28 protein-coding genes are annotated in these 26344 nt (G+C 57.7%); 14 read left to right on the top strand and 14 right to left on the bottom strand.

Annotated features, from left to right (window positions below; all coding sequences use genetic code 11):
- The first annotated feature begins 271 nt into the window (after positions 1-271).
- Positions 272-625, top strand: a complete 354-nt coding sequence (uraH, locus tag AC07ZE_RS21240) for a hydroxyisourate hydrolase (RefSeq protein WP_095196830.1) — start codon at positions 272-274, stop codon at positions 623-625.
- 96 nt (positions 626-721) lie between these two features.
- Here the strand turns inward: uraH and AC07ZE_RS21235 are convergent, their stop codons facing one another.
- The 6 genes from AC07ZE_RS21235 to AC07ZE_RS21210 all read right to left on the bottom strand — a co-directional run bounded on the left by AC07ZE_RS21235 (position 722) and on the right by AC07ZE_RS21210 (position 9072).
- Positions 722-1039 (bottom strand): hypothetical protein, encoded by a 318-nt coding sequence (locus AC07ZE_RS21235; RefSeq protein WP_207266521.1) that lies wholly within the window; start codon positions 1037-1039, stop codon positions 722-724.
- 51 nt (positions 1040-1090) lie between these two features.
- On the bottom strand, positions 1091-2707 hold the full coding sequence (locus AC07ZE_RS21230) for a hypothetical protein (protein ID WP_207266520.1): 1617 nt from the start codon (positions 2705-2707) through the stop codon (positions 1091-1093).
- Positions 2708-2829: 122 nt separating this feature from the next.
- Positions 2830-6081, bottom strand: a complete 3252-nt coding sequence (locus tag AC07ZE_RS21225) for a calcium-binding protein (protein ID WP_207266519.1) — start codon at positions 6079-6081, stop codon at positions 2830-2832.
- Positions 6082-6297: 216 nt separating this feature from the next.
- Entirely contained in the window at positions 6298-6927 is a 630-nt protein-coding gene (locus AC07ZE_RS21220; RefSeq protein ID WP_207266518.1) for a LysE family translocator, read from the bottom strand.
- A gap of 71 nt (positions 6928-6998) precedes the next feature.
- Entirely contained in the window at positions 6999-8348 is a 1350-nt protein-coding gene (locus AC07ZE_RS21215; RefSeq protein WP_095196825.1) for an NCS2 family permease, read from the bottom strand.
- Between the two features lie 277 nt (positions 8349-8625).
- Positions 8626-9072 carry a MarR family winged helix-turn-helix transcriptional regulator gene (locus AC07ZE_RS21210; RefSeq protein ID WP_207266517.1) on the bottom strand — a complete coding sequence of 149 codons (447 nt, stop codon included), beginning with the start codon at positions 9070-9072 and terminating at the stop codon, positions 8626-8628.
- Between the two features lie 82 nt (positions 9073-9154).
- Between AC07ZE_RS21210 and AC07ZE_RS21205 the strand changes: the two genes are divergently transcribed.
- The gene (locus AC07ZE_RS21205) at positions 9155-10321 is read left to right on the top strand and encodes an aminotransferase-like domain-containing protein (protein WP_207266516.1); all 1167 of its coding nucleotides are present in this window, start codon (positions 9155-9157) and stop codon (positions 10319-10321) included.
- A 114-nt stretch (positions 10322-10435) separates the two neighbouring features.
- Here AC07ZE_RS21205 and AC07ZE_RS21200 read toward each other — a convergent pair whose 3' ends face one another.
- From AC07ZE_RS21200 to AC07ZE_RS21180, 5 genes are all read right to left on the bottom strand, one after another.
- Positions 10436-10807 (bottom strand): glutathione S-transferase N-terminal domain-containing protein, encoded by a 372-nt coding sequence (locus tag AC07ZE_RS21200; protein ID WP_207266515.1) that lies wholly within the window; start codon positions 10805-10807, stop codon positions 10436-10438.
- Between the two features lie 103 nt (positions 10808-10910).
- Positions 10911-11456 carry a GTP cyclohydrolase I FolE gene (gene folE / locus AC07ZE_RS21195; RefSeq protein WP_007988130.1) on the bottom strand — a complete coding sequence of 182 codons (546 nt, stop codon included), beginning with the start codon at positions 11454-11456 and terminating at the stop codon, positions 10911-10913.
- A gap of 77 nt (positions 11457-11533) precedes the next feature.
- On the bottom strand, positions 11534-12091 hold the full coding sequence (locus AC07ZE_RS21190) for a Smr/MutS family protein (protein WP_095196821.1): 558 nt from the start codon (positions 12089-12091) through the stop codon (positions 11534-11536).
- A 76-nt stretch (positions 12092-12167) separates the two neighbouring features.
- The gene (locus tag AC07ZE_RS21185) at positions 12168-12488 is read right to left on the bottom strand and encodes a hypothetical protein (RefSeq protein WP_095196820.1); all 321 of its coding nucleotides are present in this window, start codon (positions 12486-12488) and stop codon (positions 12168-12170) included.
- Between the two features lie 132 nt (positions 12489-12620).
- The gene (locus tag AC07ZE_RS21180; protein WP_095196819.1) at positions 12621-13211 is read right to left on the bottom strand and encodes a cysteine hydrolase family protein; all 591 of its coding nucleotides are present in this window, start codon (positions 13209-13211) and stop codon (positions 12621-12623) included.
- Positions 13212-13450: 239 nt separating this feature from the next.
- On the opposite strand from AC07ZE_RS21180, the gene prmB reads away from it, so the two are divergent.
- Entirely contained in the window at positions 13451-14359 is a 909-nt protein-coding gene (gene prmB / locus AC07ZE_RS21175) for a 50S ribosomal protein L3 N(5)-glutamine methyltransferase (protein ID WP_207266514.1), read from the top strand.
- Positions 14360-14406: 47 nt separating this feature from the next.
- Here the strand turns inward: prmB and AC07ZE_RS21170 are convergent, their stop codons facing one another.
- Complete coding sequence (locus AC07ZE_RS21170) at positions 14407-15198, bottom strand: hypothetical protein (protein ID WP_207266513.1); 792 nt, start codon at positions 15196-15198, stop codon at positions 14407-14409.
- A gap of 93 nt (positions 15199-15291) precedes the next feature.
- The gene (locus AC07ZE_RS21165) at positions 15292-16290 is read right to left on the bottom strand and encodes an alpha/beta hydrolase (protein ID WP_207266512.1); all 999 of its coding nucleotides are present in this window, start codon (positions 16288-16290) and stop codon (positions 15292-15294) included.
- 84 nt (positions 16291-16374) lie between these two features.
- Here AC07ZE_RS21165 and aroC point away from each other — a divergent pair, with 84 nt between their 5' ends.
- The 5 genes from aroC (at position 16375) to mtnC (ending at position 20596) form a co-directional block, all read left to right on the top strand.
- A complete protein-coding gene (gene aroC / locus AC07ZE_RS21160; protein ID WP_095196815.1) occupies positions 16375-17466 on the top strand; it encodes a chorismate synthase in 1092 nt (363 codons plus the stop codon).
- A 28-nt stretch (positions 17467-17494) separates the two neighbouring features.
- The gene (locus AC07ZE_RS21155; RefSeq protein ID WP_207266511.1) at positions 17495-18646 is read left to right on the top strand and encodes an MFS transporter; all 1152 of its coding nucleotides are present in this window, start codon (positions 17495-17497) and stop codon (positions 18644-18646) included.
- Positions 18643-19263: a methylthioribulose 1-phosphate dehydratase gene (locus AC07ZE_RS21150; RefSeq protein WP_207266510.1), complete on the top strand. Its 621-nt coding sequence runs from the start codon at positions 18643-18645 to the stop codon at positions 19261-19263. The genes AC07ZE_RS21155 and AC07ZE_RS21150 overlap by 4 nt, the downstream gene beginning before the upstream one ends.
- Before the next feature lie 99 nt (positions 19264-19362).
- Positions 19363-19908, top strand: coding sequence for a 1,2-dihydroxy-3-keto-5-methylthiopentene dioxygenase (locus AC07ZE_RS21145; RefSeq protein ID WP_207266509.1), 546 nt, complete (start codon positions 19363-19365; stop codon positions 19906-19908).
- Positions 19909-19912: 4 nt separating this feature from the next.
- A complete protein-coding gene (gene mtnC, locus AC07ZE_RS21140; protein WP_207266508.1) occupies positions 19913-20596 on the top strand; it encodes an acireductone synthase in 684 nt (227 codons plus the stop codon).
- 62 nt (positions 20597-20658) lie between these two features.
- Here the strand turns inward: mtnC and AC07ZE_RS21135 are convergent, their stop codons facing one another.
- Positions 20659-20934, bottom strand: coding sequence for a DUF3509 domain-containing protein (locus AC07ZE_RS21135; protein WP_095196811.1), 276 nt, complete (start codon positions 20932-20934; stop codon positions 20659-20661).
- A gap of 345 nt (positions 20935-21279) precedes the next feature.
- On the opposite strand from AC07ZE_RS21135, the gene AC07ZE_RS21130 reads away from it, so the two are divergent.
- From AC07ZE_RS21130 to AC07ZE_RS21105, 6 genes are all read left to right on the top strand, one after another.
- Positions 21280-23118, top strand: coding sequence for a long-chain-acyl-CoA synthetase (locus AC07ZE_RS21130; protein WP_207266507.1), 1839 nt, complete (start codon positions 21280-21282; stop codon positions 23116-23118).
- Between the two features lie 96 nt (positions 23119-23214).
- Positions 23215-23733: an ankyrin repeat domain-containing protein gene (locus tag AC07ZE_RS21125; protein WP_207266506.1), complete on the top strand. Its 519-nt coding sequence runs from the start codon at positions 23215-23217 to the stop codon at positions 23731-23733.
- A gap of 98 nt (positions 23734-23831) precedes the next feature.
- Entirely contained in the window at positions 23832-24362 is a 531-nt protein-coding gene (locus tag AC07ZE_RS21120) for a hypothetical protein (RefSeq protein WP_207266505.1), read from the top strand.
- A gap of 80 nt (positions 24363-24442) precedes the next feature.
- Positions 24443-24634, top strand: coding sequence for a PLDc N-terminal domain-containing protein (locus AC07ZE_RS21115; protein ID WP_095196807.1), 192 nt, complete (start codon positions 24443-24445; stop codon positions 24632-24634).
- 266 nt (positions 24635-24900) lie between these two features.
- On the top strand, positions 24901-25776 hold the full coding sequence (gene speE, locus AC07ZE_RS21110) for a polyamine aminopropyltransferase (RefSeq protein ID WP_095196806.1): 876 nt from the start codon (positions 24901-24903) through the stop codon (positions 25774-25776).
- A gap of 159 nt (positions 25777-25935) precedes the next feature.
- Positions 25936-26169 carry a hypothetical protein gene (locus AC07ZE_RS21105; protein ID WP_207266504.1) on the top strand — a complete coding sequence of 78 codons (234 nt, stop codon included), beginning with the start codon at positions 25936-25938 and terminating at the stop codon, positions 26167-26169.
- Positions 26170-26344 lie beyond the last annotated feature (175 nt).

Raw genomic sequence — 26344 nt, 5'->3', positions numbered from 1 at the left:
CGACGGACCTGCAAGAAATCTGCCTGATTGGTCAGCTAATGTCTCCAGGGTTCAGTAAACTTGCGCATTGAGGTTAAATCGCCGTGAAATCACCGGATGACGCTACGGGGCGCAGAAATGTCGATTTTATTGTGTACAATTTTTATAGAAAGTGTCTTAATCAATCGCTCGCCGCAGCGTTTCGTGCTCCGAATCGGTGCGGTCTCCTTTTCAACTGACTTCGGGAGGCGCGAGGTCTGACTGCTTCCACGCAGGCAGGCGCGCAGAATCAATGGGACGTTTGACTACACACGTTTTGGACGCTGCACACGGTTGCCCGGGCAGCTCAATCAAGGTCGAGTTGTACCGCGTTGAAGGTTCGCAGCTGGAATTGGTCGCCACTGCAACAACCAACAGCGATGGCCGTGTCGATGCACCCCTGTTGCAGGGTGATGACTATCGCACCGGGGTCTATCAGGTTCAGTTCCATGCGGGCGATTACTACCGCGCCCGCGGTGTTCAGCTGCCGGAGCCGGCTTTCCTGGATGTGGTGGTGCTGCGTTTTGGCATCTCGGCAGAACAGGATCACTACCACGTTCCGCTGCTGATTTCGCCCTACAGCTATTCGACATATCGCGGCAGCTGATCCCCCAAGCAGCTGCCTCACCCTGGAAGCGACTGCGCATATAGCTTCTTTGGTCTTTCGCCCGCTCACACTGCGGGCTTTTTTTCGTTCGCGGTTTCAGCTCCTTGGATCATCGGTTCGCACGATAAACACCGAATCCTGGCGATCTATGGATATCTGGCTCCCGCCTCTGAGCCAGATCAATTTGTTGGCGGCTTCCGCGTCTTGAACCATGCGCATGGCCGCCCGGCCGATCAATTCCAGTGACCTGTGAGGAGAGAAACCCTGATCGCTGGTCGATGGAACATGAATCTTTTTGCCGTGAACGCGGTGCAGGGTCATGTGGAACACAAAATCATGCCCGGGGCGCCGGAAAACCGCCGCTGGATAATTCTGGGCGGTGGTGGGTTCAAATACGACGTATCCGTTGAACATATGGGAGCGGTTGTTCTCGCCGGCACGGCCAGCGAGAACAGGAAGCGGGTGTTAGCCTTCCCTGATGATGAAAACCGACTGCCATCCCGATGCGGTCCTCTGGGTTCCCCCCAGCAACCAGACCACTTTGTTCTGATCGTAAGCTGCGCGAAGCGCTGCCTGCGCGGGTTCACCGATCCGCGTGCTCAGATGCGGATCGGAAAGTTCATTTCCCGGCGGGGTGATGTCCCTGATTGCATGGCCATCGATGCGGCCGAGTTTCAGGAAGAAAACGCTATCGTGGTTTTTACGGGTAAAAACCAGTGTTGGACCCTGGTGTTCGTTAGTCAGCGGAAAAACCTCGTACCCATTACGCATCAGCACGTTGCGTACCAACCGCTTGAGGTTGTGATTGGAAGGGTTGGTTTCAAAGTTTTTCCACTCCGTGGGAAAGTGAACAGGGTCAAAGTCCAGCCTGCGTAATGTTCCGGAGGCATCGGAAGGGGTTAGCGCCAGCCAACCAATACTGGTCGTCCTGGTAATGACGGGCAGCATCAGCAGAGGGTCCGACAATTCCCGTTTAGGTACACGGTTGTTCGCGTCCGCCCAGTTGCGAAAGGTCTGTTTCAAGACCATAAGGCCCAGGCCGTTTATGACGCCCGAATCATTGGCTCGGTTGAATACAGCTCTGGCAACGTTATTTCGCGACTCATCTGAAAAATCCCTGAAGGTGTCGGCCACGTAATGGGTCAAGCTCTTTTCGAATGGATAGCGGTTTTCGGGTACTTCCCACTGACCGGTCCTTTTGATTGCCCATCTGGGTTGCAGCGATAGATCGTCCTGCAGCATCTGTTCGAATGCTTCGTAACGTGAAGGCGAAAACCGGGGGTGTTCAAGAAAGGCAATACCGGTTTGCTCCGGCGATCCGTGAGGCACGATTCGATAGTGAAGCCCATTAATCTCCAAAGACTCCACCGCATGATTTTTTGTCGTGCTTCCCCAGTTTTGCCATAACGCGGAAGACAGATCCAGAGGCGCGGTGGTCTGCGTGAGCAGCTCGACGAGAAGTGGATGCTTTTCCGTCAGTTTGTCGGCCTCTTCCTCCTGGCGTGGCCGTTTTCGTGTGCTGGGACCGGGTTGTTCGTCCCTGGAGCTTCCTGGTAGTGGGTCAGTAATGCGGGGTGGCTGGTCTGCGGACTCGGTGTTTTTCCGGCGCCAGTACGCTGTTCCTGCAATTCTTTCCAGTAGAGGGCCCGTCGCAGTCAACTCGCTGGCCGAAGATGCCTGGTACTGGCCGTCATCGCGACGCCGGACCAGCGTGACGCCTTCATTTTCGATTTCCGCATACATCGTGTTGCGTTGGCCACGACGTAATCCATCGTCTAGCGGTGCCGGTAATTTCGGTACCAGAGCGGAGGGTAGAAAATTGATGTCGGATGTCGCGACGGCGGGCGTGATAACGAGCGGCCCGGGCGTGGAAATGTTCTCCACCCGAATGGTGGGTTCTTGCGCATTATCGTCCGAACCACTTTGCGGCCGTCGATTTCCTGGTGCGCTGGGGACCGGGTCGGGGATGCGGATTTCGGGCAAGGTCAACCGTGGTGGTGCACCGTCTTCGCCAGCGTTGTTTCTACCAGGCGGGTTCGTTTCTGGTGTGTTGGGTTTTGGAACTTTCTTCGGTGGCTTCATGCCGTTGTTACTCCTTTGATGTATATGACGGGGTCAATTCCAGGTTGTTGGGGCCAGGCATTTAGGCCCGTTCAGGCGGATATTAATTTTTCATGGGAGTGTGCACATTCGGCGGTAACTATTTATAGCGCCGGGATGTAGACTTGTTCGAATATAAGGTCGACTGCGTGCGTCACCCCTGAGGGTGTTATCACATATATCTGTTCAACCGGGGTTTCATTGTCGCTGTATTCGGGAAGGTGGACGATGCAGCGTCCCACCAGTAATTTGTTTCCAGACAACTTTATGTTGCCACTGTGCTCATCTCGTGAATGAATGTACCAGGTAGAAGCATTGGAGGTTTTTTCGAAGGCGCCCGGCGTAGAAATTCGAAGCGTGGTGTCTGCGAGAAAATGCACATGATAGATCGATCCACTTCCCTCCAGCGAGTCCACTGCAGTCTGCAAGTGATTGGGAAAGTCGATACGTTGCGGACGAGGGGGGAGCAAGATAGGTGAGTTGTCTTGCGGGCTGTTTAACAAATACCGGCCCGCACGCTTTTTCAGCATTTGCCACCCGTCCAACTGTTTGAGGCCGGGTTTTGTTGCATCGTCAACATAATTTGGCAATGGGGGCGTTATTCTATAAGACACTCCGTCGCGCAGGGTCAGGATCAAAGCCCTTTTCATCATTAGCCCTTTAACCATGTATGAGCTGTTGATGATGTTTGTAAAGGTGTCGGACTGATTGGCTATGAGGTCCTGGATCTTCAGTGTTTTGTTATTGAAGGAAAGGTGAAGGTCGAAGTCCCTGTAGTTTAAATAAGTGTTGCCATGCTGGGCGCTGACTTCGACGGTGTAGTTGGCTTGTACAGCGGATATTTCCGTACTGTCACAATCGATATGAATGCTACTGGTGACATTGAGGAATTGGTTTGAAATGTTGAATGCTGTTCGTGTGATATCGCGATCAACGAAATAGTGCAGCGATTTATCACCTGACATGCCGTGTGCAAGGTGATTGATAATCATGGGAGCTGGTCGTTTACCCTTTGACAGGATCAATACATCGACATTTTTTTTGTCCAAGCCCTCTAATTCGTCGGGAAAGTCAGGCGAGAGTTGAAAACCGTCCTTGGTCAAGAAACGCAATTTCTGTTCCTGGAGCAGGCGTTTGTCTCCCACTGATTTATAAATGTCCTTGATGATCAGCTTTCTTTCCGGCCATTCACCATCTATGCCGCACAGTGACGAGACCACCAGTGAGGTCTCTTCAATGGACCATTGCTGAATGGCTTCAAGCGCCCAGTCCATGATGATCAGGCTTTCTTCTCCCGCCTGCTCGGTGATGATCACGGTGCCGCTTTTGTGCGCAATGTAATACTGGTCTTTGCCTGCTTGACCTTCAGCGCTTCCATGATTGCCCATCATATAAATCGCATCATCACCATCGCCGCCAAAGATTTGGTCATTGCCTTTGGAAACGATGCGGTTGTCACTGGACGACCCTATTACCAGGTTTTTTGCGCCGGCCAGCGTCTCAACATGCTCAATACTTTCCAGTGTTGTGTGAGGCGATGAAGGTTCCAGCGTTGATTCGCCCTCCAGGCGCATATGACCTGACTCGAGGTCGATCAAAAAACCGGTATAGGCGTGCTGATCCCGGCTATCCAGCTGTCCCAGCAATACCAGCGTGTCGTTGCCGCCGCCACCCGCTAGATGGCTTTGAGCTTGAGAGGACGCACGCGACTTGAGCGTCTGTACGGCTCCTTCGAACAGGAATTGATCATCCATTTCGCCACCGGTCAGGTATTTGCTCCCTGTGCCATAGCTGAAGTGATTGGGTCTTTTTTCAATGCCGAGGACGATGTCGTTTCCCCCTCCCAACAGCCAAAGCGTCGCTTTGGATTTGCCATCAGTGCCGTTAACCACCCCGGAAAGACCAACAGGAATACCCTTGCGGGCGTCGATGGCGTCGTCTCCACCGTCAACCACCGGCACTTTGATATCCTTGGAACCTATCGATTCGCGTCCCTGGTCGTCCCACTCGAACCAGAACACTTGGGAGGCTTTAAGAGAAACATCGATGTTGCCATTTACGATGGCGCAAACGTTGTCCTTCAGTTGGCCGTCGAGCCACTTTTGAGCTCTCCTGATGAACATTTTGGCGTGTTGGTCTTTGGCCAGGGCGATGGTGTAGCGGTCGTGGATGGACTGCCAGGGTTCTTGACTATTGATCGCGCGTCTAAACGCGAAAACGCTTTCCCCGAAGCTCAACTCGATATGGTCGGTAATGTCGTCTATCTGTCGGATGGCGCTGTAAATCTGGGCGCCAGCGATCAGGAAGACCGCAGCTGCGATGCCCAGTGGCCCAGCACTGGCAAAGCCTGCAAGGGCCGCCGTACCAAGAATCAGGGTCAATGCGGCGCTGGCCAGGTTCATGCCGGCAGCCACGTAATGGTCCAGGGCCTGCTTGCCGGTAGTGTTGGCGGCATCGTTCAACGCTTTGATCGCGAAGTAGATGTCGAAGGGCAGGGTCAGCACGCCTGCGATCAACCCTGCTGCGCGTGACAAGTGCAAGCCAAAATGGGTCCTGGAAAACCCCTGATAGATGCGTGCGCTGTTTTCAATCAACTCCTCGGCCGTTTTCACAAGGCCACGTTCGATGATCAGTGATCCGAGTTCTGTTACCACGGCGCCGGCACTGATCAACGCTTCGGTATGGTCCTGTCTTTTCATGGCATCGGTGATGCCCATCAAGCCGCTATAAATGCCGAATGCCTGTAAGCCAACGCCCATGCTGTTAGCGACTTTGCTTTTTTGTTTGTTGACCCAGTCAGGGACCCTCTCGGGTAAACGGGTATCGCGAATGTCCAGTTTTTGTGCTGCTTGCAGCAGCCTGTCGATTTTCTGTACGTGGCTGTCTTGCGCCTGAGCCAGCAACGGCCCGGCGTCTATCGAACGATGTGTGGCTATCTCGAACAGCAAGGTGGGGATTGTGTAGTCGCCGACATTTCCGCTCGACCGAATGCGACTTTCGACATCAACCGGGTTTAGGTGTAAGCCATCGATAAATGCTTGGGATGGGCAGCGAAAGTTGGTGTTGTCGATATCCAGGAGCTTGCCGTAAACCTGGGCGTTCATCAGATGGAGCTCTACACGGCTGACTGTAAATTGGCCAAGGACAAGCGGCCCGTAATGCTGATCCAGGGCGCGCAACACCCTTTCTCGCTTATTGGCGGGACGGGGACGCCGCTCCTTTAGCGTCGACGTTCCGTGGCTGCGGATGAAATCGGCAATTTCCTGATCCGCCGTAGTCAGAGAAGGCGGATCAATATCCGAAACTTTGATTGCGTCATAGTCTGCTGCGTCGGCAGACGTAAAATTCTGCGCCATATGTACTTCCTTGTCGGGCTGTTATGGAAAAAAACCAGGCCCGAACTGTAGGGAGGCGCGTTGCTGTTAAAGCGATAAATATGTAGGGCGTGTGTTTCTGCCCATGACATTTGGCTCAGTGAGGACGCAGGGGGAACCGGACTACGTCGAAGCCCATCCGCGACATTTCTGTTTGCCGGGATGGGCGGGAAGGGGCGTTGCTACAGGCTTAAGATCCTAGTGCCCGCTCAGCAAAGAGGCAGCGCCAGCACCACTGAATAAACCCGCACTGATTCGGTTGAACCAGCTCTGGCCTTTACCCGAGCGCAAATAGCTGGCTGCTCCATGGGCGCCCAACCCGTAGGCCAATTTGCACAGCAGGTCCAGGACGGTCCAGGTTGCAATCATCACCAGCAATTGAGGCAGAAACGCTTGTTCGGCACTCAGGAACTGCGGCAGGAATGCGGCGAAAAACAGAATGTCTTTGGGGTTGCTGGCGCCCAGCGCGAACGCCCGTCCGAACAGTGCGCGAAAACGCGGTACCGGTGCTGCCTGAGGCACGTCGGCGCCGTGAGTAGGTAGGCGCGATTGCTGCCAGCTCTGCCAGGCAAGGTAGAACAGGTACAGTCCACCGACGATTTTCAACACGCTGAACAGTTGTTCCGACGCGAGTAACAATGCACCCAATCCCAAGGCGGAGGCACTCAACAGGCAGATCGAAGCGAACACCCCTCCCAGGAATGCCGGGTATGAACGGCGCAGGCCGTAGTTCAGGCTGTTACTGATCATCAACAATGACAGTGGCCCAGGGATCAGGATCACCACCAGTGCAGCGCCGCTGAACAACAGCCAGGTTTCCAGACTCATCACTTTCCTCCATTTGCACAAAAGCCTCACCCGACGGGGTGAGGCTGGTTTCAAGCGCGTTCCGCGAAGGTTTACAGGAAGATGAACTTGGCGATGAAGATCGCGCAGAGCACCCACAGGCTCACGGAGATTTCCTTGTATTTGCCAGTACCGGCCTTCAGCGCCACGTAGGTGATGAAGCCCAGCGCTATACCGTCGGCCACCGAAAAGGTCAGGGGCATCATGATTGCCGTGACAATCGCCGGAATGCTGTCGGTCGCTTCGTCCCACTCGATGTGCGCCATGCCGCCCATCATCAGCATGGCCACATAAATCAGCGCACCGGCGGTGGCATAAGCAGGGATCATCCCGGCCAGCGGCGCGAAGAACATGGCGGCAATAAATAGCACACCTACAGTCACGGCGGTAAGACCAGTCCGACCACCTGCCGCTACGCCAGCGGCACTTTCCACGTAGCTTGTGACCGGAGGAACACCGACTACTGCGCCGAATACGCTGGAGGCACTGTCAGCTTTCATGGCGCGGGAGAGGTTTTCGATCTTGCCGTCAGCGTTGACCAGATTGGCGCGCTGGGCCACCCCCATCAAGGTGCCGGCGGTGTCGAACATGTGCACGAAGAGGAAGGCCAGCACCACGCTGATCATGCTGACGTTGAACACACCGGCGACGTTCATGGCCATCCATGTAGGTGCCAGGCTCGGCGGTGCCGACATGATGCCCTCGTAGTGCACCAGGCCCAGGCCCCAACCGGCCAGAGTCACGGTGATGATGCTGATGAGGATCGCGCCGAATACCTTGTGATAGCTGAGGATCGCGATCATCAGGAAGCACACGGCGGCGAGCAGTGGGCCGGGCTCGCGCAGGGAGCCCAGTTTGATCAGTGTTGCCGGGCTATCGACGACGATCCCGGCGGTTTTCAGGCCGATCAGCCCCAGGAACAGGCCCACGCCGGCGCCCATGGCGAAGCGCAGGCTTACAGGAATGCTGTTGAGCAGCCATTCGCGGATGCGCGAAAAGGTCAGGATCATGAACAACACACCGGACACGAACACCGCGCCGAGGGCGGTTTCCCAGTTGTAGCCCATGGTGCCGACCACGGTGTAGGTGAAGAACGCGTTCAGGCCCATGCCCGGCGCCAGGCCGACCGGCCAGTTGGCGTATAGGCCCATCAACAGGCAACCGAGAGCGGCGGCGATACAGGTGGCGACGAATGCCGCGCCGTGGTCGATCCCGGCGTCCGCCATAATGTTGGGGTTGACGAAAATGATGTATGCCATGGTGATGAAAGTTGTCAGACCGGCAATCAACTCGGTCTTCACCGTGGTGCCATGCAAGCTGAGTTTAAAGATGCGCTCCAGCCAGCCATTGCGTAAAGGCGGGGAGAGATCCAGCGTCGATGCTTCGGATTTGCGGCTTTCCACAGCGAGTACTCCTCAAGAGTTTTATTTTTATTTCCAGGGCCGGACCCTTGGGGGTGGCAGCGGCCCTTTGAGGCACTTGCGCATTTCTTGACTGCCTGGTCAGAAACTCGCACGAAGTGGATTATGCTTTTGTATACAAAGAAAGCAAATAATGTTTTTGATATTGTTTACGAAAATTCCGTCGATCGCGATATATCGCCTTCGAAGTCCCCATCGCCAGCAGGCTGGCTCCCACAGGTTTTGTGCATGCCACAGATCACGGTGGGGGCCAGAACAGTCAATCAACGACTGCCTGACTTTTCCCCAATGCCAGATTCACCGCCAACCACCCATTCACCGCCGTCTCTCCAGCCTCGGCAAACACCCGTTCCAGCAGCTTCACCTGTTCGCGGCGTAGCGCCTGTTCAAAACGCGCACCATCGTCGGTCAGTTCCAGCAGCCGTTTACGTTTGTCGGTTTCAGAGGCAACGCTGTTGACCAGATGCATTTCCACCAACTGGCGTAGCGGCATGTTCAGCGCCTGCTTGCTCACCCCAAGCAAGGCCAGCAACTCCTTAACGCTCAGGTTCGGATAGCGGGCAATGAAAAACACAATGCGTTGGTGCACCCGACTCAAGCCTCGACGTTCAAGCATTTCGTCAGCTTTGGCGGTAAAAGCCTGGTAGCCGAAGAAAAAAGCTTCCATGGCCTGTTGCTGGGAAATCGGGTTTTTAAGGTCAATCATATTGACGTATCCGCTCGGGCTGTCGTAATTTCGGTCAATAAGTTTGACTCATTTTTCTCTGGCCTCGCTACCGGTGATCCCCATGGCTTTTTCCGAACGTGTCTCGCGCCTTAAAAGTTCTTTGATCCGAGAAATCCTCGCCGCGGCCCAGCGTCCGCAGATGATGTCGTTCGCCGGAGGCTTGCCAGCCGAAGCCAAGCTGCCCAAGGTCGAGTGGGCCGATATGCCAGTGTCCATGGGCCAATACGGCATGAGCGAAGGTGAGCCGGCATTGCGCGAAGCCTTGGCGGCCCAGGCGCGGGCGCTGGGTGTGCCGTGCGAGGCGAGTCAGGTGCTGGTGGTCAGCGGTTCTCAGCAAACCCTCGATCTGGCGGCCAAGCTCTACATCGACAAAGGCACCGAGATCCTTCTCGAGGCTCCGACGTACCTGGCGGCGCTGCAGATCTTCCAGCTGTTCGGCGCCGATTGCCTCACCGTGCCGCTGGAATCGGACGGCCCGAACCTGGCGCAACTGCGTTCACGCCTGGAAAAACATCGCCCGGCGTTCATCTACCTGATCCCGACCTTCCAGAATCCTTCGGCGGTGCGGTACAGCGAAGCCAAGCGCGAGGCGGTCGCCGCGATACTGGATGAGTTCGGCGTGACCTTGATCGAAGATGAGCCCTACCGTGAGCTGAGCTTTGATGGCAGCAGCGCCAAACCCATTGCCGGGCGCCTGAAAAAATCCAGCTGGATCTACACCGGTACGGTCTCGAAAACGCTGTTGCCGGGCCTACGAGTTGGGTATCTGATTGCCAGCCCGGATTTATTCCCGCATTTGCTCAAGCTCAAGCAGTCCGCGGATTTGCACACTAATCGGGTGGGTCAATGGCAAGCGTTGCAATGGATCGGCAGTAAACCTTTCCAGCAGCATCTTGGTGAGTTACGCGACTTTTACCGGGTTCGTCGCAATGCGTTCCAGGCGGCGCTGGAAACCCATTTTTCCGATCTGGCGGACTGGAACATGCCCCAGGGTGGACTGTTTTTCTGGCTGACACTCAAACAACCGCTGGATACCCGGACGTTGCTCAATGCAGCGCTGGCCGATGATGTGGCGTTCATGCCGGGCGAACCGTTTTTTCCGCAGCCGGACGATCATCACGGGCATCTGCGTTTGAATTTCAGCCACATTGATCCGGCGCGGCTGGATGAAGGACTCAGGCGATTGGCGGCAGTGGTGAGACAGGCTCAGGCCACTCGAGCGGCCTGAGGGCAGGGTAGAAACGAATAAACCGGCCATTGGGCCGGTTTATTTTTTCCGAGGTTTGCGGTGTCTGATCTGGCCTCTTCGCGAGCAGGCGTCAATCAGAACACCGCAAAACCATCAGACCGCCGCAAACCGTTTATCCAGATAATCAATGATCACCTTGGACTCATACATCCAGGAGGTCTGGCCATTCTCTTCGATACGCAGGCACGGCACCTTGATCTTGCCGCCTTGCTCCAGCAGGGTCTGGCGATCCTGCTCGTTGTTTTTCGCATCGCGTAACGCCACTGGCACATTCAGGCGGCGCAAGGTGCGGCGGGTTTTCACGCAGAACGGGCAAGCGTGGAATTGATACAAGGTCAGGCCTTTGGCGGCGGCTTCGACCTGAGCCTGAGCGGCGGCGGGGCGCTGCTTCTTGCCAGGGCGAGTGAGGAAGTCGATGAAGATGATCAGTTGGCCGAGGCCGACACGAAGCGCTTTGACGAACACGTTGTAAGCCTCACGGGGCAAATGAAGAAAGTCGCGCAGCTTACCTGATTTTTCACAGGCAAAAAAAAACCGGCGATGAATGCCGGTTTTCCGGTATTGCCAATTACTTGATGAGGCTGAGGAATTCGCTGCGGGTCGCCGCGTTCTCACGGAACTCGCCGAGCATCACCGAGGTAATCATCGTCGAATTCTGCTTTTCCACACCGCGCATCATCATGCACATGTGCTTGGCCTCGATCACCACCGCAACGCCAAGGGCGCCGGTGACCTGTTGGACCGCATCGGCGATCTGGCGGCTGAGGTTTTCCTGGATCTGCAGGCGGCGGGCGTACATATCGACGATCCGCGCGACTTTCGACAAACCCAGCACCTTGCCGCTCGGAATGTACGCGACGTGAGCCTTGCCGATGAACGGCAGCAGGTGGTGTTCGCACAACGAGTACAGCTCGATGTCCTTGACCAGCACCATTTCGCTGTTGTCGGAGCTGAACAAGGCACCGTTGGTGACTTCTTCGAGCGTCTGTTCATAACCGCGGCAGAGGTACTGCATGGCTTTGGCGGCACGTTTTGGCGTGTCGAGCAGGCCTTCGCGGGACACGTCCTCGCCCAATTGGCCGAGAATCGCGGTGTAATTCTGTTCCAGGGACATGAAACTACCTGTGGGATTTTACGCAAAGAGCAAGGGTACGGTGGCGGACACGGCGCTGCAAGCGTGACGAATCAGCTTTACTCGTCGCGACCTTCCATCATGGTGCGTTTGAGCATTACATAAACCGCGCCGGCACCGCCGTGTTTTGCCTGGCAAGAGGTGAAGCCTAGCACTTGCGGATGCTGGCGCAGCCAGGTGTTGACGTGGCTTTTGATCATCGGTCGCTTGCCGTCCAGGCGCACGGCCTTGCCGTGGGTGACGCGTACGCAGCGGATTTCGAATTTGGTGGCTTCGGCCAGAAAGGCCCAGAGGGTTTCCCGGGCCTTTTCCACACTCATGCCATGCAGGTCGAGGCTGCCCTCGAACGGGATCTGCCCGATCTTGAGCTTGCGCATCTGGCTTTCCTGCACGCCGTCACGTGCCCACATCAGCTCGTCTTCAGGGCCGACGTCGATGACGAACTGATCGGACAGTCCGTCGACAGTGGTGGCATCGGTGCGCACGGTGGCGGCTTGTCGCAGCTTGGCGATCTGCGCGCGGTCAGCTTTAGGTTTGCCGGTTTCGGCGCGATCGTGCTTGATCGGCTTGACGCCTTGAATCGCGTTTTTGAACAGGGAAAAATCGTCGTCTTGCATGTCAGCCTCCGCGAAGGGCGGCCAGTTTACCCAACTCGAAGCGAATGGGCGCGCGACAAAACGCGCGGCGTTCGGCTCAGTCGTGTTTTTTCATCAGATGCGGTGACATGTTGAGCGCCTGCGACTGTCGTGAGCGGCGCCGGCAGCGACGCCACATCCACACGCCGAGGTACAGCACGAACAGACCGATCGCCAGAATCACCGCGGCACCGGCGCGGTTAGTGTTCATCTCGCCCAGGGCAGGTGCGTGCCCCAACAAGCTGGCGACGCCGGCCATGGCGAGTAATACACCGCACGTCGCCAGCAACGCAGCGAAGGCTGCGCCGATTCGAAAACGCCAGTTGCGTTGGCCTTTTGGCCGCAAGCGGCGAGCGTCAAAACCATCGGATAACTTCATTCCGACCTTCCTCAATGGGTATCGGCCCTTCGACCGGAAGTTGACCGGGATGTTCCTGAGGCTAAGACAATTGCAGCTAATGAGAGGCTTTTACGGATGAGCGGCGGCATGGACCGCTCATCAATCCTGCAATCAGACCAGGTCGTTAGTCTGGGCGACAGCGGCAAAGTTGTCCGCCATGATCGCCATTTCGGTCCGCTGCACATCCTCGGCGCTCAGGACGCCGCCTTTGTACGGCAGGTCGCGGGTGGCGCAGGCGTCTTCCACGAGGGTACAACGGAACCCCAGGTTTTTCGCTGCCCGTACCGTGGTGCTGACACTGGAATGACTCATGAAACCGCAAACCACCAGATCCACCGAACCCAGCTCTTCCAGGCGCTTTTTCAGATCCGTGCCATGGAATGCACTCGGCAGGATTTTTTCAATCTTGATTTCGCCGGCAAGCGGCTCCAGGCCCGGAATGAATTGCCCGCGCTCACCGCGTGGGTCGAATAGCCCACCGACAGTGCCGAGGTGGCTGACATGCACGATCGGGCGGCCGGCCGCGCGGGCAGCAGTCACCAATTTCTTGATGTTCGCGACAGCCGCATCCATGCCACTCAGGGCCAGTGGGCCGCTGAGGTATTCTTTCTGGGCATCGATGATGATCAGGGTCGCATGACTCAGTTTGGCTGCTGCGTAGCCGCGGCCGCTGAGTTGAAACATCGTTTGTGGAACGGACATTCTGGGGCTCCTTGGAGTGGGGCTTTTGCGACATTGTCCTCTGGCTGAGCGCTTCTGTGAATCGCTACTATCGTAGGCACCGTCGTTACTGGCGTGCAGCGTTGTCAAGTGGGCCTATTTGTTCAATACCGGGCTGTAAAAAGAGATTAGTCCTACATCTGCACGGATGTTTTTCCTGCGTCGTCGTGGCGACGTTTGACTGGTAGAATCGCCCGTCGATTTTTCTGGAGTTTGCCGTCGTGATCACTTCCCGCCTTCGTACCCTGCGTGACCATATCCGTTGGGCCGTCAGTCGCTTTCATGGGGAGGATCTGTTTTTCGGCCATGGGACCGACAACGCCTGGGACGAAGCCCGTCAATTGGTGTTGGGTGCCTTGCACTTGCCGTGGGAAATTTCCGACAGCTACCTGGATTGCAATCTGGAAGAAGACGAATTGGCTCACTTGCAGCTGTTGCTCAAGCGTCGCATTGAAGAGCGGGTGCCAACGGCTTACCTGCTGGGCGAAGCCTGGTTCTGCGGGATGTCATTCATCGTCGATGAGCGCGTGCTGATCCCGCGTTCGCCGATTGGCGAGTTGATCGAAAACCGTTTTACCCCTTGGTTGGGTACCGAACCTGCGCGGATCCTCGACCTGTGCACAGGTTCAGGCTGCATCGGTATCGCTTGCGCCTATGAGTTCCAGAACGCTGAAGTGGTGTTGGCCGATCTGTCGTTCGAGGCGCTGGAAGTGGCCAACCAGAACATCGAGCGCCATGGCGTCGATGAGCGGGTTTACACGGTGCAGGGCGATGGCTTCGATGGCTTGCCGGGGCAGCGTTTCGACCTGATCGTTTCGAACCCGCCTTACGTTGACGCTGAAGATTTTGCCGACATGCCGGACGAGTACCAGCATGAACCGGAGCTGGGCCTGGCCTGCGGTGACGATGGATTGAACCTGGTGCGACGCATGCTCGCCGAAGCGGCGGATCACCTGACCGAGAAGGGCTTGTTGATTGTCGAGGTGGGCAACAGCCAGGTGCACGTCGAGGTGTTGTACCCTGAAGTCGACTTCGCCTGGCTGGACTTCGAGCGTGGCGGGCATGGCGTGTTTATGCTGACGGCCGAGCAGTGTCGGGATCACCAGGCACTATTCGCGTCTCGCGTTTAACCGCAATCATTGTGGCGAGGGGATAAATCCCCTCGCCACAAAAACCGTCAACGGTGTGTCGCAATCCAGATCAGCAACCCCGCCTGAAACACCGCGAACGCCACCAGGCAGGTAATGGTGAAGCGCAACCCGGCGTCTTCGCGTTTGTACTTGCTGACTTTTTCTTCGTGCTTCTTGAGTTTGACTTCCTGCTCGGCGAGATTCTGTTCGGCTTGCTGGAGCATCTGCGCGGCTTCAAGAATTTCCACGACTTGCAGTTTTTCCGTGTTCCAGTCACCCAGCAGGTCACCGACCAGCACTTCTTTGACGCTGCCCTTCAAATGCTGGGCGTCGGCGTAAACCACATCAAAACCGTGTATTCGCAAAAAATGATCGCGGCGCAGGCGGGTGTCTTCGTTCAACGCGTCCTTGTTGTTCAGATCAATACCGTCGACGGTGTAGCCCGGCCAGCGCTTCTTGGCCCAGGTAATGCCTTGCGCTGCCATGAAACGACCGATGCCACGGTTCAGCGGTTCGACCTGCAGGCCGCTGTCCGGGCTGAAATGAACGCGTTTTTCAGTGTGGTCGGCCCACACGTCCAGATGATTCTGTTCCTTGCGCACCCGTTGGCCGGGCAGAGAGATGCTCATGCGCATCAGGCTGCGTAGCTTGTCGTTGCGCTCTGCGTAGCCGAATTCGACGAAGCGCAACGGCCGACCGCCGGTACTGCGGTCAGTTTGCAGCGGCGCCAGGCGGAGCATTTTGTGGTGCTCGACGTGGACGTCCGCCCATGGCAGCTCGACCGCTGGCGGTGCGTCTTTTTCAGCGGTGGTGTCGGGTGAAGTCGGGGTATCGGTCATAACGGCGAGATCCTGTCCAAGCTCAGCTTGCCGCCAGCCAGTGCGCTGGCGACAAAGTCTTATCGGCCGTTTTCGACAAGACTGGAGAGCAAATTAACGGGAGTGAAGTCCGTCAATGAACCCGAGGATTCGCGAACCCAGTTCCGCCGCCAGCGGCAAATTCGGATCCTTGTAGGAGGCCAACTGGCGTTTGACGTCGTTGGGCACGATGCGCAGGACATGGTTCATACCTTCGATCAGCGCCAGTTCAGCGTCCGGTTTGGCCGCCTTGAGCAGGCGTGCATCATTGACGCCGACCTGGATATCGTTGCTGCCCTGAATGATCAGCGCCGGCATTTTCAAGCGGGCGAAGGCCGCAGCCGGGTCCTGGCGGAACAGCGAAATCAGATACGGCTGTACGCTCGGGCGGAAAATCACCTGTAATGGCGGCGGCACGTCGTCGTCGGTTTTCCCGGCCTTGAGGCTGTCGAGCAGCTCGTTGCTGCGCAGCATCAGCGGTGGCGGCAGGCGATTGCTCAGTTGTTGGCGCAGCACCTGATCGATCGGCCGTGCGCTGCCGGACATGGAAATCACTGCCGCCGCATCAACGCTCGGCGCCGCAAGGCTGGCGATCAACGCGCCTTCGCTGTGCCCCAACAAAATCAGCTTGCCGAAACGAGGATCGGTTTTGAGTTTACGGCCCCAGGCTTCGGCGTCGGTAACATAGGCCTCCAGCGTCAGGTTTCGTTCGTCCGGGGTCGCCGCCAGGCTCGCGGCCACGCCACGTTTGTCGTAACGCACGCTGGCGATGTTGTGTTTGGCCAGCACCCACGCCAGGCGTTTGAGGCTGTCATTGCGTCCGCCGTCGGGGTTGTTTCCGTCGCGATCCGTAGGACCGGAGCCGGAAATGATCAGGACAACCGGTACCGGTTTGTCGGATTTTGGCAGCAACAGCGAGCCGAACAGCTCGCCGGTGCCGGTGTCCAGAGTGATCGGTCGTTGCAGGACTGTGGCCTGGGCGAAGCCGGACATCAGGGTAAGGCTCAAGATCAAAACTCGCAGCATTATCACGCCATTATCATCAAGGTGCCGGTTGGACTCGCAGGCACCCATAAGGTTCGAGGATGAACTACTTGGGTAGCCTGCGTATACTGGCGCGCATTACGTATTTGGGTTCGATTTCACGGAGCGTCCTGCATGTCCGGCAATACCTACGGCAAGCTGTTCACTGTCACCACCGCGGGCGAAAGCCATGGTCCGGCGTTGGTCGCCATTGTCGATGGCTGCCCGCCGGGCCTGGAGATCTCCCTGGAGGATCTGCAGCGCGACCTGGACCGCCGCAAGCCCGGCACCAGCCGCCACACCACCCAGCGCCAGGAAGCCGACGAAGTGGAAATCCTCTCCGGTGTGTTCGAGGGTCGCACCACGGGTTGCTCCATTGGCCTGTTGATCCGCAACACCGACCAGAAGTCCAAGGACTACTCGGCGATCAAGGACCTGTTCCGCCCGGCCCACGCCGACTACACCTACCACCACAAATACGGCGAGCGCGATTACCGTGGCGGTGGTCGCAGCTCGGCCCGTGAAACGGCCATGCGCGTGGCCGCTGGCGCCATTGCGAAAAAATACCTGGCCACCCAGGGCATCGTCATTCGCGGCTACATGAGCCAGCTCGGGCCGATCGAAATCCCGTTCAAGACCTGGGATTCGGTGGAGCAGAACGCGTTCTTCAGTCCTGATCCCGACAAAGTGCCGGAACTCGAGGCCTACATGGACCAGTTGCGCCGCGACCAGGATTCGGTCGGCGCGAAGATTACCGTGGTGGCTGAAGGCGTAATGCCGGGCCTCGGCGAGCCGATCTTCGACCGTCTCGACGCCGAGCTGGCCCATGCGCTGATGAGCATCAACGCGGTCAAGGGCGTGGAAATCGGTGCCGGTTTCGCCAGTGTCGCCCAGCGCGGCACCGAACACCGCGATGAGATGACTCCGGAAGGTTTCCTCAGTAACAATGCCGGCGGCATCCTCGGCGGCATTTCGTCCGGTCAGCCAATCGTTGCGCACCTGGCACTGAAACCGACATCCAGCATCACCACGCCGGGCCGTTCCATCGACATCAACGGCAATCCGGTGGAGGTCATCACCAAGGGCCGTCACGATCCATGTGTCGGTATTCGCGCCACGCCGATCGCCGAAGCGATGATGGCCATCGTGCTGATGGATCACCTGTTGCGCCACCGTGGACAGAACGCCGATGTGCGCGTGAGCACGCCGGTGCTGGGTCAGCTTTAATGGCTGACCTGAAAGCCGCTGCAGTCTGATGGCGGTGGCGGCGCTTCCGTACTGGCGGCTTTCCAGCTTCTATCTGTTCTATTTCGCCTTGCTCGGTTCGACAGCGCCGTTTTTGGCGCTGTACTTCGATCACTTGGGATTTACCCCGGCGCGAATCGGCGAGCTGGTGGCGATCCCCATGCTGATGCGTTGCGTGGCGCCGAACCTCTGGGGCTGGCTCGGTGACTACACCGGCCGGCGCCTGGCCATCGTGCGCTTCGGTGCCGTTTGCACGCTGCTGACCTTCTCGCTGATTTTCGTCAGCAAGACCTACGCCTGGCTGGCCATGGTGATGGCCTTGCATGCATTCTTCTGGCATGCGGTGTTGCCGCAATTCGAAGTCATCACCCTGGCACACCTTAAAGACCAGACATCGCGCTACAGCCAGATCCGCTTGTGGGGCTCCATCGGTTTTATCATTACCGTGGTTGCGCTTGGGCGTTTGTTCGAATGGCTCAGCCTCGACATCTACCCGGCGGCGCTGGTGCTGATCATGGCCGGCATCGTTCTCAGCAGCCTGTGGGTGCCGAACGCGCAACCGGCGCCGGGCAACCGACCGACGGGGGAGGGTTTTCTCAAGCAATTGCGCAGCCCCGGCGTGCTGGCGTTTTACGCTTGCGTGGCATTGATGCAGATGAGCCACGGACCGTATTACACGTTTTTGACCCTGCACCTTGAGCGATTGGGTTACAGCCGTGGCGTCATCGGCATGCTCTGGGCCGTTGGCGTGGTGGCGGAGGTGTTGATGTTCATGGCCATGAGCAAGATATTCGCGCGCTTCTCGTTGCGTCGGGTGCTGCTGGTGAGTTTCCTGCTGGCGGCGTTGCGCTGGTTGCTGCTCGGTTCGCTGGCCGAATTTCTCTGGGTGCTGCTGTTTGCCCAGATCCTGCACGCGGCGACGTTCGGCAGCTTTCACGCCGCTGCCATTTCCTTCGTGCAACGTAGCTTCGGCGCGCGCCAGCAAGGGCAGGGCCAGGCGTTGTACGCCGCACTGGCCGGCACGGGCGGCGCATTGGGCGCGTTATATTCCGGCTACAGCTGGAACGCCCTCGGCGCGGCATGGACTTTTAGTATTGCCAGTCTCGCAGCCCTCGCGGCTGCCATTATCATTGCCACACGTATGCAAGAGGACAGGCCATGAGCCTTACCCGTGAACACTTCGCCCAGGAAATCATCGACGCCGGGCGTTTTCTGTATGGCCGCGGCTGGTCGCCGGCCACCAGCAGCAATTATTCGACCCGATTGTCGCCGACCGAAGCCTTGTTGACCGTGTCGGGCAAGCACAAGGGCCAGTTGGGTCTTGATGATGTGCTCGTCACGGACCTGGCGGGCAACAGCCTGGAACCGGGGAAGAAACCGTCCGCCGAGACCCTGCTGCACACGCAGCTCTACAACTGGCGCCCGGAGATCGGCGCGGTGCTGCACACGCACTCGGTGAACGCCACGGTGCTGTCGCGCCTGACTTTGGGCGATTTCATCGAGTTCGAAGACTACGAACTGCAAAAGGCCTTCAGCGGTGTATCGACCCACGAATCCCGGGTGCGGGTGCCGATTTTCGACAACGATCAGGACATTGCGCGACTCGCCGCCAAGGTGCAGCCTTGGCTCGACGCCCATCCCGATTGCGTCGGTTACCTGATTCGCGGCCACGGCCTCTACACCTGGGGCGCGCGGATGAGCGATGCCCTGCGGCAGATCGAGGCTTTCGAGTTTTTGTTCGAGTGCGAGTTGAAGACTCGCAGCGTGTTGAACCGTTAACGGCAGACTTATCCACAAGTCGCCCATCGCCTGATGCAGCGCTGCGCCCGACCGGTGTCCACAAACCGGACGGCGCGGCCGAAACCGAGGAATTGCCCCATGAGCAGCCTGTCCGTTTATCACGTCTCCAGCCCTGACATTCCCAACAAGGTGCTGACCCATTTCGAAGACATCGCTTCGACCCTGGCCGAGCAGGGCGTGCGCTTCGACCGCTGGCAAGCCGCGGCGAAGATCCAGCCCGGCGCGACTCAGGAAGAGGTGATCGCCGCGTACCAGGCGCAAATCGACAAGCTGATGACCGAGCGAGGCTATATCACGGTCGATGTGATCAGCCTCAACAGCGATCATCCGCAAAAAGCCGAATTGCGCGCCAAGTTCCTCGAAGAACATCGCCATGGTGAAGACGAAGTGCGCTTTTTCGTCGCCGGTCGCGGTTTGTTCACCCTGCACATTGACGATTACGTCTATGCCGTGCTGTGCGAGAAAAACGACTTGATCTCGGTGCCTGCCGGTACCAGGCACTGGTTCGACATGGGCGAGCATCCGCATTTTGTGGCGATTCGCCTGTTCAACAATCCGGAAGGCTGGGTGGCCAATTTCACCGGCGACGACATCGCCGGCCAATTTCCGCGTCTTGAGGACTGAGTCGATGCCGATCAAAGCGATACTCACCGACATCGAAGGCACCACCAGCGCGGTGAGTTTTGTGTTCGACGTGCTGTTTCCCTACGCGGCCAAACATCTGCCGACGTTCGTCAGCCAGAACGCCGCGCGTAGCGACGTGGCCGAACAGCTGGACGCCGTACGCCGGGACAGCAACGAGCCGGACGCCGACGTCGAGCGGGTCATCGAAATCCTGCTGGGCTGGATTGCCGAAGACCGCAAGGCCACGGCGCTCAAGGCGCTGCAGGGGATGGTCTGGGAGCAGGGGTATCAGGCGGGGCAACTCAAGGGGCATGTGTATCCGGATGCCGTTGAAGCGCTGCAACGTTGGCATCAGGCCGGTTATCAACTGTTCGTTTATTCATCCGGTTCGATCCAGGCCCAGCGCCTGATCTTCGGCTGCTCGGAGGCGGGGGACCTTACACCGCTGTTCAGCGGTTACTTCGATACCACGTCCGGGCCCAAGCGCGAAGCGCAGTCCTACGCCAACATCACTCAGGCCATCAAGCTCGAGGCCTCGCAGATCCTGTTCCTGTCGGACATCGTCGAAGAACTGGACGCGGCGCGTATGGCGGGAATGGTCACTTGCGGATTGGCCCGTGAGGGTGGCGAACTGACTGGGCATGTCACTGTGGACAGTTTTGCCCGAATCGATCCGTCAGCGTTTTAAACACAAAACAGGCCGTGAAGCGAAAGCATTCACGGCCTGTCTGATAACAGTGCTGAAACAATTCAGGCCGAGTGATAAGTCGGCAGCGCAAACCGCTGTTGGCTTTGCAGCATGGAAATCTGTGGCAGTTCGCTGGCCTGCTCGGCCAAGTCGCGGCGAATGGCGCTGATGACCCACGACAATTGATCGCCATTGTGCAATTGCTGATAGGAAATCGAGCGTTTGAAGACTTTGCCTTCGGCGCTCAGGGTCAGCAGTATCCCGCCGTCAGGTCGTGCCTGGGTGGTGACTTCGAAGTTGGAGAACAAGGATGAAAATTTTTCCTGGATCAGGCTCATGTCTATCAGCTCCGTGAGTACTTGAATGGCAAGCATGCACAGAGCGTTGCAGTGATTGTGCCAGTACCCGTTTTTGAAAAATATCCTTTAAAAACAATGGTTTAATTTTAAAGCTGATTTTCACTTTCGTGCAATTTGCAAGAATGGCCATCGTGCATCCTGCATTTTGCGGGGTCGTCAGCGATTCGATGGAACCATTTTGTGTGCCGGTGCTCGCGATTTCCAACACCGCTGTCGCAGATACAAAACATTTCAAAAACCGCGTGTACAGCTCCAGAACCGTTGACGTATTTTCGGGCTTCAATCAGCACCGCCCGACAATAAAAAGATCGAACGGGAGCAACCATGAGCCGCACCTCAAGCGACACGATTACCTGGGGCATGATGCTCCGAAAGCTGCCTTCCATTGCCAAAGCCCTTCCACGGGTGGTCAAGGGAATGAAGGTCGCCAACGTCAAGGATCCGACCCAACCGTGTGGCCTGGGCTGGAGTTTCGAACAGGCAACCCTGCGCCATCCTGATGGTCCGGCATTGCTGTACGGCGAGGTGGCGCTGACTTATGCACAGGTCAATCAGTGGTCCAATCGCATTGCCCATCATCTGATCGAGCAAGGCATCGGCAAGGGCGATGTGGTAGCGGTATTCATCGAAAACCGCCCGGAACTGTTGGTAACGATACTGGCGGTGGCCAAGGTTGGCGCGATCAGTGCCTTGCTCAACACGTCGCAGACCCGCGACACCCTGGTCCATAGCCTGAATCTGGTGACACCGGCCGCCATTGTGGTCGGCGAGGAGCTTGTCCCGGCGTTTCTGGCGGTGCGCGAGCAGGTGGCGATCGAGGCGGGGCGAACCTGGTTTGTCTCCGATCAAGACACTTACCGCCATCCTGGAGTGGCCCCCGAAGGTTTCATCAATCTGATGACGGCCAGCGTCGGCGCCGACGGTGCCAACCCCGTCAGCAGCCGGCAGGTTTTCTTCGACGACCCCTGTTTCTATATCTACACCTCGGGCACCACCGGGTTGCCCAAGGCCGGGGTGTTCAAACACGGACGCTGGATGCGCAGCTCTGCCAGCTTTGGGATGATCGCGCTGGATATGCATCCTGCGGACGTCGTCTATTGCACCTTGCCGCTGTATCACGCCACCGGTCTTTGCGTGTGCTGGGGCTCGGCCATCAGCGGGGCCTCGGGGTTTGCCATCCGCCGCAAGTTCAGCGCCAGTCAGTTCTGGAGCGACGTGCGCAAGTACCGCGCGACCACCCTCGGTTATGTCGGCGAATTGTGCCGTTATCTGGTCGACCAACCGCCCAGTGCCGACGACAGCAAGCACGGCGTGATCAAGATGATCGGCAACGGCCTGCGCCCCGGTGCCTGGCGTGAGTTCAAGACGCGCTTTGGTGTCAATCACATTTGCGAACTGTATGCCGCCAGCGACGGCAATATCGGTTTCACCAACATTCTGAATTTCGACAACACCGTCGGTTTTTCCCTGATGTCATGGGAGTTGGCGGCGTACGACCACGACACTGGTGCGCCGACCCGTGAAGCCAATGGCTTCATGCGCAAGGTCGGCAAAGGCGAGCAGGGGCTGCTGCTGGCCAGGATCGATGACAAGGCGCCGCTGGATGGCTACACCGACCCGCAGAAAACCGAAAAAGTCATCCTTCGTGACGTATTCGTGAAGGGCGATCGTTACTTCAACACCGGCGACCTGCTACGCAACATTGGTTTTGGCCACGCGCAGTTTGTTGATCGCTTGGGTGACACCTACCGCTGGAAAGGGGAAAACGTCTCGACCACCGAAGTCGAGAACATGCTCCTGAAACATCCGCTTATTTCCGAAGCCGTGGCCTACGGCGTGGAAATCCCCAACACCAACGGCCGGGCCGGAATGGCGGCGATCACGCCCGCCGAATCCCTGGCAACCCTGGATTTCAGCGAATTGCTGGCATTTATCCGACAGCAGCTTCCGGCCTATGCAGTGCCGTTGTTCCTGCGGGTGAAAGTGAAAATGGAAACCACCGGGACGTTCAAGTATCAGAAGACCCGGCTCAAGGACGAAGCGTTTGACCCGGAGCGAACCGGCGATGACCCGATCTATGCGTGGTTGCCCGGGACCGACACTTATGTGCAGGTCACCGAACAGGTGCTGGCCGAGATTCACAGTGGCTTGCATCGTTATTGAATGTGGCTATGGCCGCGCATCAGAAAAAAGAAGTGACAGTGTCGGGGCGGCTCGGGAAACTGTCGGCTTTGCGAATAATTGAATGTGGAGTGCTCAATGTCAGACAAAAGCCGCCAGATGACCCCCGAAGAAGCTGCCGAGTTTGCCGAACAGGTATTCAACAAGGCGCGGGAGGGCGATGCGGCCATGATGGCTGCGCTGCTGACCAAAGGCTTGCCGCCGAACCTGCGCAATCACAAGGGCGACACCTTGCTGATGCTGGCCGCGTACCACGGCCATGTGGACACCGTGAAAGTCCTGCTCGAACACAAGGCCGATCCGGAAATCCGCAACGACAACGGTCAGAGTCCGATCGCGGGTGCTGCCTTTAAGGGCGACCTGGCGGTCGTCACGGCGTTGGTTGAAGGTGGCGCGCAGGTCGAGGGTTCGTCGTTCGACGGGCGTACGGCGTTGATGATGGCGGCGATGTTCAATCGCGTCGCCATTGTCGACTACCTGATCAGCAAAGGCGCCGACCCGAAAGCCAAGGACGCCAACGGCATTACCGCGCTGGATGCGGCCAAGACCATGGGCGCGGTCGATACCGTTGCACAGCTGGAGAACCTGCTGGGTTAATCGCCCTACGCAGAACCTTTGTGGCGAGGGGGCCGCAGCGTCTGCCGAATGCGTTATCCTTCGCGCCCTCAAAATTCCCTCGCTACAGGATCTGCCCCATGAAAGCCGCACTCGTCGAACTCATCAGCAAAATCAGCTCCGGGTGCATGGGTGACGACGAAATCCTCAAGGTCGCTGACGAAGCAGCCCAGGCCTACGCGGATCCACAGGGTTTTCTGAGCGCCAATCCGGACATCAACTACGACGACACTTTCCCGATTCCGCTGGGCGAGTGGGTGGTCGTCGGCAGTCTGCCCGAAACCGTGCTGTTCCAGGCCGACACGTACATGGACCTGTTCGCCCAGATCGTCGCCTCCTTCGGTCCGGGCGTCGAGTTCAACCTCAAGCCCAAGCAACTGGCCAAGACCGAAGCCCTGACCGCGCTCAATCGCATCCAGGTACAAATGAGCAGCCTGAACAAGGAAAACGGTGGTTATACACTGGTGAACTTCAGTCAGTTGCTCGACGACGAGCTGCAAGTGGTGCTGGTCTACGGCAACGACGTGCCACGGGTACTCGAATTGTGCGCCGAAGTCGGCATCGCGGCTGCGCCCGCCCTGGAAGCCCTGAAAGTGGCCATCCACGTCTGAGACGGTAAAGCTGTCAATTAAACGGAACCCTTGTCCGGGCCGGCTATCCTAAGGGCATACCACTCTTCGGGAGCGTCACCATGGGTTCCACGTTCAACAGCCTGGTCGGCCTGATCATTCTTGCCCTGGACATCTGGGCCATCATCAACGTGCTGAAAAGTGGCGTCTCCACCGGGATGAAAATCATCTGGGTGCTGTTGATCCTGTTGCTGCCGGTTTTGGGCCTGATCATCTGGGCCATTGCCGGGCCGAGAGGTGATGTCAGGGTCTGACTGCGCCTTCGGGCACAACGCATTTCCCTTGTGGGAGCGAGCCTGCTCGCGAAGGCGATGGCACATTCAATATGGATGTTGCTGACATGCCGTCTTCGCGAGCAGGCTCGCTCCCACATCGTTCTGTATGCACCCGGTCATGAAGGTTCGACCTGTCATGTTCCGCAACGTAGAATGCGCGCCTTTCCCGGGCAATCGAGGCGATCGATTGGCCATCATGGGCGGGTAACCGTCCGTTGCCACCCGCATTTATCGGAGCACTTCCCATGAGCACCACCCCGACCAGCGACTACCTGGAAACCCTCTACGAAGGCTACGGCCAGCGTTTTCGCATGGACAAACTGCTGCACGAAGTGCGCACCGAACACCAGCACCTCGTCATCTTCGAAAACCCGCGCATGGGCCGGGTCATGGCACTGGACGGCGTGATCCAGACCACCGAAGCCGATGAGTTCATCTACCACGAGATGCTCACCCACGTGCCGATCCTCGCTCATGGCACCGCCAAGCGCGTGCTGATCATCGGCGGCGGCGACGGCGGCATGCTGCGTGAAGTCTCCAAGCACCGTAGCGTCGAACACATCACCATGGTCGAGATCGACGGCACCGTGGTCGATATGTGCAAGGAATTCCTGCCGAATCACTCCAAAGGCGCCTATGACGATCCACGCCTGAACCTGGTGATCGACGACGGCATGCGTTTCGTCGCCACCACCACTGAAAAATTCGACGTGATCATTTCCGACTCCACCGACCCGATCGGTCCGGGCGAAGTGCTGTTCTCGGAAAACTTCTACCAGGCCTGCCATCGCTGCCTGAATGACGGTGGCATCCTGGTGACGCAGAACGGCACGCCGTTCATGCAGATCGACGAAGTCAAAACCACCGCCGGTCGCCTGCGCAGTCTGTTCCCGGACTGGCACTTCTACCAGGCTGCGGTACCGACCTACATCGGTGGTTCAATGACCTTCGCCTGGGGCTCGACCAATACCGCTTATCGCCAATTGTCCCGTGAAACCCTGCAACAGCGCTTCGCAGGCAGCGGCATTGTCACGCGCTACTACAATCCGGAAATACACATCGGCGCCTTCGCGTTGCCGCAGTACGTGCTGCAAGCGGTGGGTAAGCCCAGCAACGATTGATGGTTGACGCATAATTACTGTGGGAACGAGCCGGAGCCGGTTCGCTCCCACAGGTTCTTTGTTTTACATCCTGTTTGCTGTAATCCGTTGGAACGATCAATTCGAGCTAAAGTCGAGATAGGTGTAAGCCCATTCGCGGGTTTGATAGAGGAGGCTCCGATGTCAAAGTGGAAAGTCACTTTCGTGGATGATCATGGCGAAACGATCGACGAAGTCTTCGAGTGCGAGGAATGCCCTAGTCACGAGCAGGCCGCAAAACTCATCAAGCAACGTCTCCTCCCTGTCGCCGCCAAGCTGGATTTGAACGATCTGGAAGGGCGGACCCCTGACGCGAGCGTCAAAAACCTCAAAACCCAGAACAGCATTGAAATCCTCGGCATCACGCCAATCTGAACAACACCTGTCACATTCTCATCCAGGCCTTGGCAGCGGCTCTATCCTGAGGCTACTCTGCAATCGAGATCAGCGAATGGATCGCTAAGGTCTGGTCTTGTCAGCTACATGCTTGTTTCCCGTCGGCACATCGGTTGCCGAAGCGCTCGCAGTCATGCTTGCGCGCGAAGGGAGT

The sequence above is a fragment of the Pseudomonas sp. GW101-3H06 genome (assembly GCF_059424605.1).
The sequence above is the reverse complement of the archived record's forward strand: the minus strand, read 5'-3'. Positions and strand labels throughout refer to the sequence as shown.

Coding starts and splice junctions, on each gene's coding strand:
- AC07ZE_RS21155 (WP_207266511.1), top strand. CDS start 17,495: ATGGCGGTGGCGGCGCTTCCGTACTGGCGGCTTTCCAGCTTCTATCTG.
- speE (WP_095196806.1), top strand. CDS start 24,901: ATGAGCACCACCCCGACCAGCGACTACCTGGAAACCCTCTACGAAGGC.
- AC07ZE_RS21190 (WP_095196821.1), bottom strand. CDS start 12,091: ATGCAAGACGACGATTTTTCCCTGTTCAAAAACGCGATTCAAGGCGTC.
- AC07ZE_RS21150 (WP_207266510.1), top strand. CDS start 18,643: ATGAGCCTTACCCGTGAACACTTCGCCCAGGAAATCATCGACGCCGGG.
- AC07ZE_RS21115 (WP_095196807.1), top strand. CDS start 24,443: ATGGGTTCCACGTTCAACAGCCTGGTCGGCCTGATCATTCTTGCCCTG.
- AC07ZE_RS21180 (WP_095196819.1), bottom strand. CDS start 13,211: ATGTCCGTTCCACAAACGATGTTTCAACTCAGCGGCCGCGGCTACGCA.
- AC07ZE_RS21120 (WP_207266505.1), top strand. CDS start 23,832: ATGAAAGCCGCACTCGTCGAACTCATCAGCAAAATCAGCTCCGGGTGC.
- AC07ZE_RS21170 (WP_207266513.1), bottom strand. CDS start 15,198: ATGACCGATACCCCGACTTCACCCGACACCACCGCTGAAAAAGACGCA.
- AC07ZE_RS21225 (WP_207266519.1), bottom strand. CDS start 6,081: ATGGCGCAGAATTTTACGTCTGCCGACGCAGCAGACTATGACGCAATC.
- AC07ZE_RS21165 (WP_207266512.1), bottom strand. CDS start 16,290: ATGGGTGCCTGCGAGTCCAACCGGCACCTTGATGATAATGGCGTGATA.
- aroC (WP_095196815.1), top strand. CDS start 16,375: ATGTCCGGCAATACCTACGGCAAGCTGTTCACTGTCACCACCGCGGGC.
- AC07ZE_RS21105 (WP_207266504.1), top strand. CDS start 25,936: ATGTCAAAGTGGAAAGTCACTTTCGTGGATGATCATGGCGAAACGATC.
- AC07ZE_RS21135 (WP_095196811.1), bottom strand. CDS start 20,934: ATGAGCCTGATCCAGGAAAAATTTTCATCCTTGTTCTCCAACTTCGAA.
- AC07ZE_RS21205 (WP_207266516.1), top strand. CDS start 9,155: ATGGCTTTTTCCGAACGTGTCTCGCGCCTTAAAAGTTCTTTGATCCGA.
- AC07ZE_RS21125 (WP_207266506.1), top strand. CDS start 23,215: ATGTCAGACAAAAGCCGCCAGATGACCCCCGAAGAAGCTGCCGAGTTT.
- uraH (WP_095196830.1), top strand. CDS start 272: ATGGGACGTTTGACTACACACGTTTTGGACGCTGCACACGGTTGCCCG.
- folE (WP_007988130.1), bottom strand. CDS start 11,456: ATGTCCCTGGAACAGAATTACACCGCGATTCTCGGCCAATTGGGCGAG.
- AC07ZE_RS21235 (WP_207266521.1), bottom strand. CDS start 1,039: ATGTTCAACGGATACGTCGTATTTGAACCCACCACCGCCCAGAATTAT.
- AC07ZE_RS21210 (WP_207266517.1), bottom strand. CDS start 9,072: ATGATTGACCTTAAAAACCCGATTTCCCAGCAACAGGCCATGGAAGCT.
- AC07ZE_RS21230 (WP_207266520.1), bottom strand. CDS start 2,707: ATGAAGCCACCGAAGAAAGTTCCAAAACCCAACACACCAGAAACGAAC.
- AC07ZE_RS21130 (WP_207266507.1), top strand. CDS start 21,280: ATGAGCCGCACCTCAAGCGACACGATTACCTGGGGCATGATGCTCCGA.
- mtnC (WP_207266508.1), top strand. CDS start 19,913: ATGCCGATCAAAGCGATACTCACCGACATCGAAGGCACCACCAGCGCG.
- AC07ZE_RS21145 (WP_207266509.1), top strand. CDS start 19,363: ATGAGCAGCCTGTCCGTTTATCACGTCTCCAGCCCTGACATTCCCAAC.
- AC07ZE_RS21185 (WP_095196820.1), bottom strand. CDS start 12,488: ATGAAGTTATCCGATGGTTTTGACGCTCGCCGCTTGCGGCCAAAAGGC.
- AC07ZE_RS21220 (WP_207266518.1), bottom strand. CDS start 6,927: ATGAGTCTGGAAACCTGGCTGTTGTTCAGCGGCGCTGCACTGGTGGTG.